The sequence below is a fragment of the Arcticibacter tournemirensis genome, assembly GCF_006716645.1.
Lineage (GTDB): Bacteria > Bacteroidota > Bacteroidia > Sphingobacteriales > Sphingobacteriaceae > Arcticibacter > Arcticibacter tournemirensis.
The window spans coordinates 201,604-215,294 of the sequence record NZ_VFPL01000001.1; the positions used below are offsets into that span (position 1 = coordinate 201,604).

The 13,691-nt window shown below is 39.9% G+C and carries 13 protein-coding genes and 2 pseudogenes; all 15 read left to right on the forward strand.

Annotated features, from left to right (window positions below; all coding sequences use genetic code 11):
- Positions 1 to 724 precede the first annotated feature (724 nt).
- The gene (locus BDE36_RS00890) at positions 725 to 1,615 is read left to right on the forward strand and encodes an Rpn family recombination-promoting nuclease/putative transposase (RefSeq protein WP_141813377.1); all 891 of its coding nucleotides are present in this window, start codon (positions 725 to 727) and stop codon (positions 1,613 to 1,615) included.
- Positions 1,593 to 1,943: a hypothetical protein gene (locus BDE36_RS23860; RefSeq protein WP_141813378.1), complete on the forward strand. Its 351-nt coding sequence runs from the start codon at positions 1,593 to 1,595 to the stop codon at positions 1,941 to 1,943. Before BDE36_RS00890 ends, BDE36_RS23860 begins: the two co-directional genes overlap by 23 nt.
- A gap of 185 nt (positions 1,944 to 2,128) precedes the next feature.
- The gene (locus BDE36_RS00900) at positions 2,129 to 3,337 is read left to right on the forward strand and encodes a peroxiredoxin family protein (RefSeq protein WP_141813379.1); all 1,209 of its coding nucleotides are present in this window, start codon (positions 2,129 to 2,131) and stop codon (positions 3,335 to 3,337) included.
- Positions 3,338 to 3,352: 15 nt separating this feature from the next.
- Positions 3,353 to 3,856 (forward strand): hypothetical protein, encoded by a 504-nt coding sequence (locus BDE36_RS00905; RefSeq protein WP_141813380.1) that lies wholly within the window; start codon positions 3,353 to 3,355, stop codon positions 3,854 to 3,856.
- A 921-nt stretch (positions 3,857 to 4,777) separates the two neighbouring features.
- Entirely contained in the window at positions 4,778 to 6,319 is a 1,542-nt protein-coding gene (locus BDE36_RS00915; RefSeq protein ID WP_141813451.1) for an IS1182 family transposase, read from the forward strand.
- A 251-nt stretch (positions 6,320 to 6,570) separates the two neighbouring features.
- Complete coding sequence (locus BDE36_RS00920) at positions 6,571 to 6,957, forward strand: hypothetical protein (protein WP_141813381.1); 387 nt, start codon at positions 6,571 to 6,573, stop codon at positions 6,955 to 6,957.
- 76 nt (positions 6,958 to 7,033) lie between these two features.
- Positions 7,034 to 7,456 carry a hypothetical protein gene (locus tag BDE36_RS00925; protein ID WP_141813382.1) on the forward strand — a complete coding sequence of 141 codons (423 nt, stop codon included), beginning with the start codon at positions 7,034 to 7,036 and terminating at the stop codon, positions 7,454 to 7,456.
- 73 nt (positions 7,457 to 7,529) lie between these two features.
- Positions 7,530 to 7,880 carry a hypothetical protein gene (locus BDE36_RS00930; protein WP_141813383.1) on the forward strand — a complete coding sequence of 117 codons (351 nt, stop codon included), beginning with the start codon at positions 7,530 to 7,532 and terminating at the stop codon, positions 7,878 to 7,880.
- An 82-nt stretch (positions 7,881 to 7,962) separates the two neighbouring features.
- Positions 7,963 to 8,274, forward strand: coding sequence for a hypothetical protein (locus BDE36_RS00935; protein WP_141813384.1), 312 nt, complete (start codon positions 7,963 to 7,965; stop codon positions 8,272 to 8,274).
- A gap of 122 nt (positions 8,275 to 8,396) precedes the next feature.
- A complete protein-coding gene (locus BDE36_RS00940; RefSeq protein WP_202618231.1) occupies positions 8,397 to 8,660 on the forward strand; it encodes an ASCH domain-containing protein in 264 nt (87 codons plus the stop codon).
- Positions 8,661 to 8,855: 195 nt separating this feature from the next.
- On the forward strand, positions 8,856 to 9,215 hold the full coding sequence (locus BDE36_RS00945) for a YbjQ family protein (protein ID WP_141813385.1): 360 nt from the start codon (positions 8,856 to 8,858) through the stop codon (positions 9,213 to 9,215).
- A gap of 183 nt (positions 9,216 to 9,398) precedes the next feature.
- Positions 9,399 to 9,936: pseudogene (locus tag BDE36_RS24075) on the forward strand (DUF1016 N-terminal domain-containing protein).
- Positions 9,834 to 10,330: pseudogene (locus BDE36_RS24080) on the forward strand (PDDEXK nuclease domain-containing protein). The pseudogenes BDE36_RS24075 and BDE36_RS24080 overlap by 103 nt, the downstream one beginning before the upstream one ends.
- Before the next feature lie 1,315 nt (positions 10,331 to 11,645).
- Positions 11,646 to 12,701 (forward strand): nucleotidyltransferase-like protein, encoded by a 1,056-nt coding sequence (locus tag BDE36_RS00955; RefSeq protein WP_141813386.1) that lies wholly within the window; start codon positions 11,646 to 11,648, stop codon positions 12,699 to 12,701.
- Positions 12,701 to 13,639, forward strand: coding sequence for a CBASS system CD-NTase-associated NAD(+) hydrolase Cap12 (cap12, locus tag BDE36_RS00960; protein ID WP_141813387.1), 939 nt, complete (start codon positions 12,701 to 12,703; stop codon positions 13,637 to 13,639). Before BDE36_RS00955 ends, cap12 begins: the two co-directional genes overlap by 1 nt.
- Positions 13,640 to 13,691: the final 52 nt, after the last annotated feature.

Genomic DNA, 13,691 nt, shown 5'->3' on the forward strand with positions numbered 1-13,691 from the left:
ATGAATTTCTGAATGTAGCACTTCAATTTACGGCGTGAGCAGAAAAGCAGTGTAAAACTTTTCTTCCCTCTGCCTCTTGCAAAGCATCGTCCCCATCCTTACATTTACATAAACCTTCAAACGCTATTTTCCTTTCCCTGATACCGGTAAAAGGGTCGGCCATCGAAATCAAAGTAGTAGTCGGCACGATTTCGTTACTGTTGTGGAATATTCAAGAATATAATGAAAGTACTGTTATTCTCCTTAAATACATAAGTGCCTGGTAACATGAAAATAAGATATTATATCCTTATTATATTTTATGTGTTCTGTCTTTCATCTTTCAATATAGGAATGCAGATTAAGGACTACCTATATCATCTAAGTCAGTTTGATACCTTAACGAGTAGTTTCAGCTTCATCTTTGAGGGATTTATTCAAATGATTTACTTGTTGTTACTATTGTGGCTGGCTGTAGCATCAGGAACTTACGCCTTCGTTAAAAAAAGAATGGCAAGAGGAGATACTTCTAACACGATAATGAAAGAGTGGTTACTTGGAGCGAAGCTATCGCTGCTCTCTGTGCTAGCATTATTCATTATAGTTTCACTTATAATGTTTCTCGAACTATGAAGTTCAATATCTTTCGGGAAATCGCAATTTCCCCAAAAGTGACCCCGATCATTTCCCTGCTTCTGCAAAGCTCCTAACTTAGCTATACCAAACATTATTATTCAAGCAGAACATGGGCAGATATTTTGACCCACTGACGGACTGGTCATTCAAACGGCTGTTCGGAGGCGAGCCTGGCAAGGAGATCCTGATCGAATTTTTAAACGACCTGTTTGCCGGCGAAAAGGTGATCACCGATCTGGTATACGGTCCCGGCGAACATAACGGGCCAGCTAGCGATAAAAAGAAAGTAGTTTTCGACCTTTTTTGTACCGGGAATAAGGGTGAAAAATTCATTGTGGAGATGCAGCGCGGTCGGCAGGATTTTTTCCGGGAGCGGTCAATCTTCTATACATCCCGGGTAATCAGCGACCAACTACCGGCAGGAATGGAGCATTTCAGCTATGACATTCCCGAAGTATACCTCATCGCCATCCTGGAGTTCCGGATGGATAAGGAACCCTCAGAACAATATTTCCATAATATCTGTTTAATGGACAGAGACAGCAAAGAAATATTTTACAAAAAGCTGGGGTATAAGTTTATAGAATTGCCTAATTTTACAAAAGAGGCAGAAGATCTGGAAACAGATGTCGAAAAATGGACGTACCTGTTAAAGAATATGAGCCGTTTAGATCAGATCCCGGTCTATCTGAACAAGCGGATATTTCAGCGGATCTTCCAGATAGCAGAAATAAGTAATTTAACACCGGAGGAACAAACGATGTACGAAGCAAGTTTAAAAGATAAGTGGGATTACGAAAACGTTCTTGCCACTGCAATGAGAGAGAGTAAGCTAGAAGGTAAGCTAGAAGGTAAACTTGAAGGCAAACTTGAAGGCAGACTAGAAGGTGAGCTTAAAGCGAAACTCGAAACTGCCCGCGAAATGAAAGCTGCAGGACTGTCGATATCGCAGATCGCACAGTTCACCAAGCTTTCAATTGAGGAGATCAATAAGCTATAGCAGTAATGCGGGCCTCACAGATGGCGAAATCAGTAATTTAGCAGCCGAAGAAAAAGAGATGTCCGAAGCAAATATAAAAGACAAACCTAGTGATGATGACTTTTTTACAAGAGCCTTTGGAAACATCCCTTTCGCGAAGTGGGATTACGAAAACGTTCTTGCCACTGCAATGAGAGAGAGTAAGCTAGAAGGTAAACTTGAAGGCAGACTAGAAGGTGAGCTTAAAGCGAAACTCGAAACTGCCCGCGAAATGAAAGCTGCAGGACTGTCGATATCGCAGATTGCACAGTTCACCAAGCTTTCAATCGAAGAGATCAATAAGCTATAATTATTAATATTCAGCAATAAATCACAAGCCCGCCTACGCCGGGCTTTGTTGCTCTTAAGCCTAGACTCGCGCTTTGCAGAATGAGAAAGGAGCAAAATCTACATGGGTAAATAGTAAAAACCTTCCGGTATTGCAAATCGCAATCTCATCTCCTACATTTACATAAACCTTCACGCAATCCCCAAATGAAAAAAATACCATTCCTGCTGTTACTTTTCCCGGCATTATCCAGTTACAGCGTCGCTTACGCCCAGCAAACCGAAGGCAAACAGAATCAATTGTCAGGGAAGGTACATATAAGGATTGATGTTTCTCATATGCAGGATACATCCGGAAAATTTATGCTTATGATTGGAGGATCGGTGTTCTATCCATATATCCAAGGCAATATGCTTCTTGTTGACAAAGATCTGGAAGAGCCTAGAAGAAGCTTTTTAGCCTTTTTTCCCAAAAAGAAAATGAAGGAAAATCCGGGTAAGCCGCTTAATGAAATTGCCGCTGAGGTTTCAGACTATTTCAATTTTTTGGCTGTTCCAGGTACAAACAAAATTATTGTACAGGAGTCGGTGGCAGGCAGTGAGATTGCCGGGGGAACATGGGCACAAAAAGACTACTTCGCGTTGCTTAAGCTGAAAAACAATTTTGAAGTTCGGATAAAAGAAGAGTATGCGCCGTTGCTTAGCGAAATAAAGAACGAAAAGAAACCTTCCGTTAAAGATTCGCTCCTGTCGCTCTTTTATAGCTATGCCCGAAGAGGATTTCCTAAATATTACCGCGATACGATTCTTGGCTTTGTGAGGGACAACCCAGATTCGCCGGCCTCGCTCGTTGAACTGGAAGAATATTCGCATGAAGAAAACAAAGATCTAAAGCTATTCTCTTTTTTGTACAATAACCTCTCAGATAGGATGAAGGCACTGCCAACCGCAAAACGCATTTATGCCACGGTCGATGCCGAAACCTTTGCAGCCGATTCTCTTCTGGGCAAAATGGCACCGAACTTTAGTCAGAACAATCCAGCGGGCAAAACCGTTTCCCTAAGCGATTTTAAAGGCTATGTAACCCTGCTGGAATTCTGGGCAAGCTGGTGCGGCCCCTGCCGGGCATCCAACCCGGCTCTGGTGAAAATTTTTAATAAGTATAGCAATAAGGGTTTCAAAATCCTGGGAGTGTCTCTCGATGACAAGCGAGACCATTGGTTAAAGGCCATAAAAGACGACCATCTTACCTGGGAACATACGTCCGACCTTAAATTTTTTAATAATTCTGTTGCCGTTTTATATCACATTAACAGTATCCCATCAAATTATCTAATTGATAGTTCCGGTAAGATTGTAGCCTGTAATCTCGATGAAAAGCGCCTCACAGAACAATTGGAAAAACTGCTGAATTGATTCAAGCCTTCGCCCATGAGAACAATTATCATCTTATCTGTGCTTTTAATAAGCAGGTGCGGTCATTCTGATCAACGATTACAAATAGAGAACACTACGTCGAAAGGCGTTTACTACATTTATTCAAAGGGTTATGTATTGAATAATATTGAGCGGGTAGATCGGTTTGTAGACGCCAGAAGTAGAATGGGCGATACTTCTTATGTTAACTATTTACCTCCCAAATCTATAACCCGAATCATTGTAGATTCTCCATGGGAGGGGTATGTAGAAAGCACTCCTGGCGAGCGCATCAATTTCTTCTTTTTTTCGGCAGACACTTTGAGTCGATATACCTGGGAGGAAATTATGGAGGGCCGCCGTTATTCTAATATGCTTTCGTATAAGATTAGCGATCTAGAGCGAATGAATTGGCTGATAACCTATCCTGCGGAGAATTATAAAGTTCCTTCTGGTCGAGTTTTGTTTAACAACAAAACTCTTCTCAAGATGCTTAACGTTGATTCTACTTTTAGATAGAGGCTTAGTGGAGAAAGCGTGCACCAAAAGGAACTGAGGACTACAAAGAAAAGCTCCTCCTGGTGCACCTTATATCTGAATATGAAAAAATAGAATGGGATCTTCCTGAAGTTGATCATAAAAGCTATGAATTGAGCAAGCCTATTGAAGTACAGGTCTGGTCGGATAAAATTGAAGTCATGAGCTACCCCGGCCCTGTACCGCCCGTGGATGCACCGGATTTCCGACTTTTAAATTCGAATCAACAACTCAAACACCTATGCCAATGCCGGATATCCGTATGGTTAAGTTTCCGCCACCGACTAAAAAACATTCGAAATAGCAGTTAATTGGCATAAAGTCAACTATCCACCCGCGTGGCAGGGGTAGATGTGCGCAGACAAATAATACAATGCATAGAAGCTAACGGAACATCCTATATAAAACACATGCTTATTTTCGTCGACTGAAATGGGGGAATCCGTAACTCCTTCTCCTGTGCCTTTGTATCTTTGCCCTATAGACCCAATAACACAACTGACACTCTCGAAGGCTGGGAGATCAACGAGTATTTTCCTCCGGTTTCCTCTAATGTGCTGCAATTGCTCTGATGAACATTATAATATACTCGTCATTAGCTATATTTAATAAATTTGATTCATGTCCACTTATATTGATGAGATTAAGCAAATACTGGCTTCCGCCCGGCAAAATGCCTATACCGCAGTAAATAAGGCTATGGTCGAGGCCTAATGATTAATTGGGAAGCGTATTGTAGAGGAGGAACAGCATGGAGCAGATCGTGCCGTTTACGGAGAAAGGATTTTAAAGCAAAACTTTCGCCAGTTCTATTTAACATATCGATATGATAAGAAAGAGGGTGTCCAAAAAGTAAGGACACCCTTTTTTGTTTTCCCATTAATTCGTAAATTAATGGTGCTAATGAAAACAAGATCAAATGTACATTTTAAGGCGTTAACCTCGCAGCAGGTTGTGCTTTTTCCCTCGAACATAGGGGATCGGATTCCATCAGATCATCCTGTCCGTATTGTTAACCAAGTTGTTGAATCACTTAATATCGATGATATTCTTTCAGGATATAAAGGCGGCGGTACCAGCAGCTTTCATCCCAGAATGCTAATTAAAGTACTTTTCTACAGTTACTTCTGTAATATTTATTCTTGTCGAAAGATGGCTCAGGCCCTGCAGGAAAATATCCACTTCATGTGGCTATCAGGCAACAGTACCCCTGATTTCCGCACTATTAACGATTTTCGTGGTAAGCGGTTAAAGGATAAGATCCAGCATCTGTTTGCAGAACTGGTCCGTTTGATGGCTGATCTTGGCTATGTCAGTCTTGATATCCAGTATGTGGACGGCACCAAGCTGGAATCGGCTTCGAACCGGTATACCTTTGTATGGAAAGGCTCTACAGAGAAGAATAAAGCAAAGCTGGAAGAAAAAATAACCGGAGTACTTGGGGATATAGATAGGTCTATAAAGCATGATAAAGCGGAACTGGCCTCACCGGAAAAGCCAGGCGTTCCTGTAAGTTCAACGGAACTTAAGAACAGGATAGATGAACTGAACGGTCGTTTGGCAGAGCTGAACAAGCAACAAAAAAAAGAGGTTAAGAAGCTTGAAAAAGATGCACTTCCCCGACTTGAGAAATATGAAGCGCAACTGGAAACTTTAGGCACACGCAACAGCTACAGCAAGACCGATCAGGATGCTACTTTCATGCGGATGAAGGAAGACCATATGAAAAACGGCCAGCTTAAACCGGCTTATAATACCCAGATTAGTACCGAGAATCAGTTTATTACCAACTTTTCCATTCACCAGCGTGCCGGAGATACTGCCACTTTGACCCTCCACCTGGAGCAGTTCAAAGCACATTACAATAAACAATCAAAGAAAGTAGTGGCAGACTCAGGGTATGGAAGCGAGCAGAACTACCAGTGGATGGAGGATAATGATATTGAGGCTTTTATCAAGTACAATTACTTTCATAAAGAACAAAAACGCAGCTTTAAAAAGAATATATATCATGCCTCAAACCTGCCCTACGATGTGCAAGGGGATTACTTTATATGTCCGGCAGGCAAACGTATGATCAAAATGGAGGAATCTGAGCGCATCTCAGAGCTGGGGTATAAATCTAAGGTGAGCTGTTACAAAACAGAGAGCTGCCAGGGCTGTCCGCTCAGGAAAATGTGTTATAAAGGCGATGAAGACCGTAAAATTGAGGTCAACCATGCCTTAAGGGCCTTTAAGGAGAAAGTGAAGCAAAAGCTGTTAAGTGAAGAAGGTGTTAGGCTCAGAAAGAACAGAGCGATAGAACCAGAAGCTGTATTTGGTCAACTAAAAAGCAATAACAGGTTCAATCGATTCAGACTACGTACACTCCCTAAAGTAAATATCGAGTTCGGACTGGCCGCCATAGCACATAACTTAAGGAAAATGGCAGCAAAAGCTGCTTAAAAAGCCTAAATTGACGCGATTCATCATGATAACACAATGTCTATACGATCTAATGCAGCAATTAACTGCATTAAACATAAAGTGAAAAGCTATTTCATAAGAATCTGAAAAACTCCTACTCTCTTGTAAAAGGAAAGAGGGTGCCTTTTTGGACACCCCCAATTGACATGGAGCCATAATCGAAAGGTTAATTAATTATGGGTTTTAAAAATAAAAGGTTACGGAGGTTATCAATATTTATTCTTTTTTTTATGTCATGCGATCCCGCAGATAACCGGTTAAACATCAAGAATACTTCAAATTATCCAATATACTATACTTATTCGGCTGAAAATAAACTAAATGAGAATGAGATAAGAATTGGTATTAATATTGACTTGAATGACCCTACTGCGAAAACACCAGATAACTTCTATCTCATTTCACCTAAAAGTACTGCAAATGCAGCTTTGACCAGTGCAAAATGGGAGTCAATAGCGAATAAGTCGGAAGAAGGAAAGGTGTATTTCTTTTTTTTCTTAAAGGATACATTAATTCAATATAGCTGGGAAGAAATTGTTAAAGGAAATAAATACGCAGGTAAAGCCTTCTATTCAGGACCTAAAAAACATGAATTGGGAAATAATTTATCCTGTTGAAAACTATAGGGCTCCGACAAAAAAATCACATCTAGAAGAAAGATGAAAGATACCATAAGAAATCAAGATTAGAGTAATGAAAAAGATACTTTTAGTATTAGGCATTCTCACTACACTCATTGTGTTGATTATGATATACATTAACGAAAATATAACCTCTCCTAAAAGTAGATTGAAACAGCAATTTAACCTGGAACTAAAGGATGGCCAGTTTTCAATAGCAAATGAACGAGAGCAATGGTCTCCTAATGGCGATGGGTTTTACTACGTTGAAATTAATCTAATAAACGATTTCAGCATTATTAAAGAAATACAATCCAAATTTAAGTCACTACCAGTCAAAGAAGATTTTCCAGGTAATTCTGTCATCGGAAATGTCAATAATTTTCAAGATGGCTATTATAGTATAGGAACAATTGAATCTGACCCAACAACTTTTAAAATTGCCCTCTATGATTCAAAGAAAAAGAAAATAATACTCTACTATGAAATTTTGTAACAATTATTCACGGATTTTGATACAATTGTCTGTTTTAATTTATGTTTCTGGTTGTATGACTTACAAACCTTTAATGAACAATAACATAAAAAAAGTTTATGTCCTTTTTAAAGATACTTCTTGGAATCACTACGAGGGCTACAAATTGCACGATGGCGCTACAGTTAAGTGGGATAAAAAGTATGATCATGTTAAAAAAACATTAAATGACTACAAGGATAAAATACAAGAATTACCACAGGAAAGCTCCAATTACATGCAGCATTTTCTTTTGAACAAAAAGGCAGTAAAATACACCCCTATCAAGACAGTGCCTCTAAAAGAGTTCGGATTTCTAGAGACAAATTCAAATGATCTCACTTTTTACGGAATTATAGGCGATTCTGTGTTAATTGATCTAAGTAGAGGCCGTATCTATTACTAATTAATCAAACGTCGTCATGAATATAAGTTATATCTGCGTTAGGTCAACTCTATTATTGTTGTTAACTTTACTTTTTACGACTGTGTCTGCCCAATCACTCAACAATACCCAACTTGACGGCAGCAGACAAAATAGCCTCCAGACCGCCGTTCCCTTCCTGCGGATTACTCCCCATTCCCGGTCAGGCGGCATGGGAAACGCAGGAGTAGCTGTTGAAGGCGATGCCAATGCTTCGGCGATCAATGTCGCTTCGCTGGCTTTTCTTCCGTTTAACACCGGCGGCGTGGCTGTTTCTTATAGTCCCTGGTTAAAGGAACTGGCTTCCGATATGAGCCTGTCTTATCTTAGCGGTTATTACCGGCTGGATGAGCGCAACACCATAACGGTTGTATAATATTCGAGAACGTGATGAAAGTACTGTTATCCATAAAGCCAGAATACGCCTTTAAAATTTTTGAAGGATAAAAGAAATTCGAATTCAGGAAGACCATTTTTAGAAACCCTAACATTAAAACGGTGGTGGTTTATGCATCCTCCCCTGTACAGAAAGTAATCGGAGAGTTTGAGATAGATAGCATACTTAGTAGCAGTCCTGAAATGCTATGGGAAGAAACCCGGGATTTCTCAGGGATATCAGAGTCGTTCTTCTTTGAATATTTCGCCAATAAAGAGGTAGGTCATGCAATTAAAATTAAGAATACGCTTATGTACGACAAACCGAAATCAATAAAGGATGATTTTAATGTAGCCCCGCCTCAGTCATTTGCTTATTTGCGTTAATATGTAGTATGTCGAAATAGATAATGTATAATGGACGCCACAGAGATAAAAATAGCTCATTTAGTTAAAGTCCTAACCAATAAAGAGTGGCTTGATTGATATCCACCAGCCCCTCCCTTACGGAAACCCGTAACCTCCCTTTCCTGTACCTTTGTATCTTTGCCCTATAGAACCAATAAATAACCTCAATCTTCAATGAACAGAATCATCACCACCACTACCGACACCCTCGAAGGCTGGGAGATCAATGAGTATTTTCCTCCGGTTTCCTCTAATGTGGTTGTCGGGACAAACATTTTTAGCGATATCACCGCTTCCCTTACCGATTTCTTTGGAGGGCGCTCAGGCACCTACGAAAAGAAACTGCAGCAGCTGTATAGTCAGGCCATTTCGGCAATAGAAAGTAAGGCGAAAGCTGTGTCTGCCAATGCCATTGTAAGGCTAAAGGTCGATATCGATGAGGTAAGCGGTAAGAACAGCCAGATGTTTATGATCACTGCTTACGGAACAACGATTAAAGTCGCCCGGCTGAAACCCAATGTTCCCGAGTCGTAATAGACACAGAACTCCGTTATTGACTGAGCTTATATCATGCAAAAGGTTATAGTTAAAAAAGTATTTTTGTTGATCCTTTAAATATTAATGATGGCAAATATTTCTTCAAGCAATTTGCTCCAAAAGATATCAACGCTACTTAATGACGCCCGGCGAAGAGCAGTCCAGTCAGTTAATCAAACAATGGTCCTGACCTACTTTGAAATTGGACGGATGATTGTAGAAGAGGAACAAAATGGACAAGAGAGGGCCGATTATGGAACACAGCTTATAAAAACTCTTTCCAAAAAGCTAACGATCGATTTTGGAAAGGGCTTTTCCCAGGAACCTTGAACAGATGAGGCAACTTTACCTTGTATACTCAAAAGCGCAAACGCTGTCTGCGGAATCTGAAAAAGAACATGCAATGTCTGATCGATTCAAGTTAAGCTGGTCCCATTATCTAAAACTAATGAGAATCGACGATGAATACGAGCGAAGATTTTATGAGATAGAGTCCTTGAAGAACAATTGGAGTCTACGCGAACTCAACAGGCAGTACGACTCAGCGTTGTTTACACGTCTTACGTTGAGCAAAGACAAAAACCAGGTTCTGAAACTTGCGGAGAAAGGCAGGTTGTGGAAAAGCCCCAAGATGCAATTAAGGACCCTTACGTTCTGGAATTTCTCGGATTACCTGAAAAGTCTTTCTATTCTGAAAGCGAGTTGGAGCAGAGGCTGATTGACAAACTGGAACATTTTCTTTTGGAACTGGGCACGGGTTTTACATTTGTAGCAAGACAAAACCGGATAAGCTTTGATGATAAGCACTTTAGGATAAATCTGTTTTCTATAATAGGGTCTTGAGGTGCTTTGTGCTCATCGATTTGAAAGTTGGAGAACTGAAACACCAGGATATTGGTCAAATGCAGATGTATGTCAATTATTATGATCGAAAGGTAAAGCTTGAGGAAGAGAACAAGACCATTGGTATTATACTTTGTCAAAACAAAAGTGAAGCTGTTGTAGAGTTTACACTTCCGGAAAACAATCAGCAAATTTTTGCAAGTAAATACCTGACCGTGTTGCCAAGCAAAGAGACATTGATAAAATTCATTGAGAATGAATCCTATTGAGCCCGCGATTTAAGGATATGATCCGGGTTCCTGTTCTGCATGCTGTAAAAATACGATAGTCATTTAATTTTTTTCTATGGGTTCCATTTTCTTTTGATATAGACACAAAGGAATTAACCGGGGGCAGTTACTACCGGTATAACAGGGACACAAAGAAAAGGCCCTGGTGGAAAACAGGGCTTTGAAAGCCCATGAATGACTCACAATCGACGCTTAAAAACTCGTCAAAACAGAAGGAGCGGGTAGCAGCCTGTGTGTCATACGACCCAAGGATTAGACTGCTGAAATGATCTTAAAAGGAAAGACATTCTATTACATCTAACAAAGTTAAATAGTTTAATATGAGGATATTGAGATATTATTATTTTAGAATTTATACTTATTATAGCAAAGGGGATCCCGATCCGTTTTTAAAGACTTTTGTTGTAATCTTCGCTGGTGCCTTTTTTAACTTTTTGACACTTGCTTCAGCCATATCTATAATTCGTAAAGTAAAGTTCACTTTTTTTACTGTAGAGAAAGGAATAGGACGTTTATGGCCTTTGCTGCTCTTGTTACCGCTTTTTGGACTATTTATTTATTACTTTAAAAAACTAAGATACCATGATAAAATCATTCAAGAATTTCGAGTTGAGACCTCCAAACAAAAGTTTAAAAGCAGCTTTTTTGTGATTTTATATTTTGTTATCACCATAATTTTGTTCGTATTCAGTTTGTGGATACGGCAAGAGGCGAATGGTTATTGAGTAGGTCGCCTGGATCTTTAAATATTGTGATCTTCCGTCTTTCCTTGCCCGTCCGGGTCTTTCAAAGAATTCAGAAATAAAAACACTGCACCAGGCAAGTTGGCTTAGTTCTATCTCAAATCGAATATACTCTAATTTTATGAATAATAGTGTCAACTTCTCCCTTACGGGAACCCGTAAACTCCCTTCGCCGCCCCTCTGTATCTTTGCCTTATAGAACCAATAACAATGATAGATTTCCGGGATTCAGTACTTCAATTTACAGCGGGCACCGAAAAGCAGTATGAAATTTTTCTTCCCTTTCTCTCTTGCAAATCACCATTCGCTCTCCTACATTTACATACACCTTCAAACTCTATTTTCCTTTCCCTGATGCAGGTAAAAGGGACCGACCGTCGAAACCAAAGTAGTAAGAAGCAGAAATTAAGTGAATGCCCAGGCCAAGCGTAAACCTATTATACAAACGACAAAAATCATCCGTAATGCCGACTGGCATATCCACCGGCAGGTGTTTGGAAAAATATTACTTAAATTAAAAACAACATATTTTTAGCTGACAATTATCGCTCATGAACCATAACTACAGGCAACTAACTGAAAATATCCGAAGCCGGATCAACCCAGAAAATATTATCCTCTCTAAAACCTACAGGGACGACCTGTCAGGCATTTCCTATAGCGACGCGCTTGTATTTATCAGAACCGCAATGAAAGCTGTTGAACCCGAATACACGTTAAAAAGTAAGCAAGCCGGAGAGAGGGTAAAGGATCATCTATCGGATTTACAGAGAGTATCTTTTGAGTACCAGGGTTCCGTTATGACCAATACCCACATTAAGGGTTATAGTGATATCGATTTACTGACTATCTCAGATAAGTTCTATCAACCCGACCGCATTGGTATAAATCAATTATTGGAATCCTCGGAGCAGGTAACCAGGCTTTCAACCTCTTCTATTTCTAAACTGAAAAACGAAATAAGTGCTCCTTTTTACCAAGGAAACGCAGAAGATGATCTTAGGGCATTGAGAATGGAGTGCGAAAACACGTTAGAAACAGTCTATTCGGTTTGTGATAAAACCAAGCCAAAATCCATCAAGATAAAGAATCTCAATCTGAACCGAGACGTAGATATTGTAATTGCCAACTGGTACGATGACATCACTTCGATCATCAACGATAAACAAATGTATCGTGGCATACAGGTTTACAACAAAGAAACGCACTCCAGGGGAAAAGCTGACTTTCCCTTTTTAAGTATCAAAAGGATTAACGAGCGAGGCGACGAAACAAATGGCAGAATCAAGAAAATGATCCGATTTATTAAAAACATCAAGTCACTTTCAACAAAGAATATTGAGCTTAGCAGTTTTGACATCAACGCCATCTGTTACGACATATCTGTCGATAAATATCGTTATTCCACTTACCTGCAGCTTGTTCCCATTCTTTATCATCAGATAAAAAGCTTGTGCGAAGATAAAAATCACTCGGATAACTTGGTCTCCGTAGATGGGCGTGAACGGATTTTTCGTAATAATAATGCCAAGCTGGAAAATTTAAAACTAGTTCTTACAGAATTTATTTCATTAATCGCTGATATGCCTGCAAATAGTTTGTCCTGATGATCAAAAAGAAAATATTCATAGGTTCTTCATCCGAAGAACTGCCACTGGCTGAAATAGTAAAAGCCACACTCGAAAAAGATTTCGATGTTACCATCTGGAACGAAAGCTTGTGGGATACCGCCGTATTTAAAATCAACCAAAACTTTTTAGCAGATCTGTTAAAAGCTTCGCTCCAGTATGATTACGGCATCCTAATTGGAACAGAAGATGATAAAGTAACTGTCCGCGGGAACGACATGCTGCAACCCCGTGACAATGTTTTGTTCGAACTCGGGCTTTTTACCGGAAGGCTTGGTAGTACAAAATGTGCCTTTTTGATCGAAAAAAACATCAAATTACTCTCAGACCTGGCCGGGCTCACCCTTGCTAAATTTGACAAAACCAATCCTGCCACGCTTATCAAAAGCACCCAGCAAATCAGCCAGCTTTTTATGGCTAGTGCTGACGACGAAATCAACTTCTTTCCTTCGGCGACCTTAGCTGCGGTCTACTTTGAAAACCTGGTTTCGCCTATCTGTAAATTCGTCATCGAAAACGATGGCTTTGAATCCAAAGGCTCCACCTATAAAAACTGTCGGCTGAACATTATTGTTCCTGAGAAAATCCATGGAGATGTCAACCTACAATTTGAAAAAATGAAGCGTCAGATCGCAACCGAAAATGTTTCCTTTAAGTATGCGGGCAGACCGAGATATATAAGTATCGACACCCAGATCAAAGATGACACCTTGGTCTTTATTGATTTCCCTACAATCCTCACAGGGATCAACCATGCAATAGCCAATCTGCTGCCAAATGACTTCAATAATTTGAGTCCGGATTACAATGCAATTTTAGACAGGGAGCTTAGAAGATTTATTACGACGTTAAAAAAACTGCTCATCCGGCATGGGTTCGATGAAATGGTATTTGTCAAAAGGGATTCCAGCATATAAACGATTGAGGTCCCTCAATATAAAGTCAGGCTTTTACTTTTATAACTATTAA